The sequence below is a fragment of the Sphingomonas sp. Leaf33 genome (assembly GCF_001421785.1).
In the GTDB taxonomy this organism is placed as follows: domain Bacteria; phylum Pseudomonadota; class Alphaproteobacteria; order Sphingomonadales; family Sphingomonadaceae; genus Sphingomonas.
Genome location: NZ_LMLB01000001.1, coordinates 1,288,896 through 1,290,527, shown reverse-complemented (window position 1 = coordinate 1,290,527; position 1,632 = coordinate 1,288,896). Strand labels below are relative to the sequence as shown.

Annotated in this window: 2 protein-coding genes; both read right to left on the bottom strand. The window is 69.7% G+C overall.

From position 1 onward, the window contains the following. Window positions 1-87 precede the first annotated feature (87 nt). A complete protein-coding gene (murG, locus tag ASE86_RS06425; RefSeq protein WP_056423790.1) occupies window positions 88-1,233 on the bottom strand; it encodes an undecaprenyldiphospho-muramoylpentapeptide beta-N-acetylglucosaminyltransferase in 1,146 nt (381 codons plus the stop codon). A gap of 9 nt (window positions 1,234-1,242) precedes the next feature. Further along, the coding region (locus tag ASE86_RS16455; RefSeq protein WP_235524005.1) for an FtsW/RodA/SpoVE family cell cycle protein at window positions 1,243-1,632 on the bottom strand (390 nt) is incomplete at its 5' end.

Sequence of the window (1,632 nt, the reverse complement as noted above, 5' to 3'; positions counted from 1 at the left end):
GAGCCGCCGGCGACTCGCCCGTGGAGCCCCCCCTCCGTCGCGCTGGCGCGCGCCACCTCCCCGTGCCGGGGAGGATTTGACCCAAGCTCACGCGAACGCCTCCTTGTGCTGGGGGATGACGACCGGCGGCCGGGAAGGCTGCGCATCGATGCTCTCGACCAGGTCGGCCAGATCGCGCGCGGCGTGTGGGCGGCCGCAACTGCGCGCACGGGTCGCGGCGTTGGCGAGGCCGTCGGTGTCGAGGCCGAGCCGCTGCATCTGCTTGGCGAGTTCGGCCGCGGTGAAGGCGCCTTGCGCGATCGTCCGCGCGCCGCCCGCCTTGGTGATCTCGCGCGCGTTCGCGGTCTGGTGGTCGTCGGTCGCGCTCGGCAGCGGAACCAGGATCGCCGGGCGGCCGGCCGCGGTCAGCTCGGCGATGGTCGACGCGCCGGCACGGGCGATGACGAGATGCGTCCACGCCAGATGCTCGGGCAGGTCCGGCAGATAGGTCGCGGTCTCGGCCGGGATGCCGTGTTCGGCATATTTCGCGCGGACGGCGTCGATATCCTCGATCCGCGCCTGATGCGTCACCTGCAACCGGCGGCGGAAGTGCACGGGGAGTAGCGCGAGGCCGTCGGGGACGACCTGGCTGAGGACGGTCGCACCCTGGCTGCCGCCAGTGACGAGGACGCGGAACACGCCGTCCTCGTCCAGCATCGGATAGGGGCGTTCGCGAATGTCGAGGATCGCGTCGCGCACCGGATTGCCGACGAGGTGGGTCTTGGCCGCATGCGCCGGCTTCATTCGCGCCACATCGGCGTAAGAGGTGGCGATACCGGCGACCTTCCCCGCCACCAGCCGGTTGACGCGACCGAGCACCGCATTCTGTTCATGAACGATCGTCGGGATATTGTCGGCGAATGCCGCCAGCAGTGCGGGCAGCGCCGGATAGCCGCCGAAGCCGATCACCGCGGCGGGCTTGAAGTTGCGATACAGCTCGCGCGCCATCGCCCGTCCGGCGAGCATCTTGCGCCCCGCCTTCAGCCAGCCGACCGGCCCGCCCGCAAACCGCCCGGCGGGCAGGACATGGGTCTGGATGCCGTCGAACAGGTCGGGAAAGCGCACGCCGCGATCGTCGCTGACCAGCGCGACGCGATTGCCGCGGCGGGTGAGTTCCGCGGCAAGGGCGGCGGCGGGCACCATATGGCCGCCCGTTCCGCCGGCAGCGAGGACGTAATGACGGGGCTTGGACATGAGGCGGACTTACCGGACGATATAGGGTGATCGGTGCAGATACGGGTTCCGGCGGGTAAAGGCGAGCAGCAACCCCATGCCGATCGACAGCGCGATCATCGACGACCCGCCATAGCTGATGAAGGGCAGCGTCATGCCCTTCGACGGCGCAAGGCCGGTATTCACCGCCATGTTGATCGTCGCCTGCACCCCGAACTGCGACGCGAGGCCGGCGGCGGCGAGCAGGCGGAAGGCGTCCTCCTCGTCCAGCAGCTTCACGAACACCCGTGCGACGATCGCGAAGAACAGCACCGCGATGACCGCGCAGGCGAGCAGACCGAATTCCTCGCCGACCACCGAATAGACATAGTCGGTATGCGCCTCGGGCAGGCGGAACTTCACCGTACCGCCGCCGGGGCC

What these genes read in the sequence shown, in the direction of transcription:
- murG (WP_056423790.1), bottom strand. Translation starts at nt 1,233, where the DNA reads ATGTCCAAGCCCCGTCATTACGTCCTCGCTGCCGGCGGAACGGGCGGC.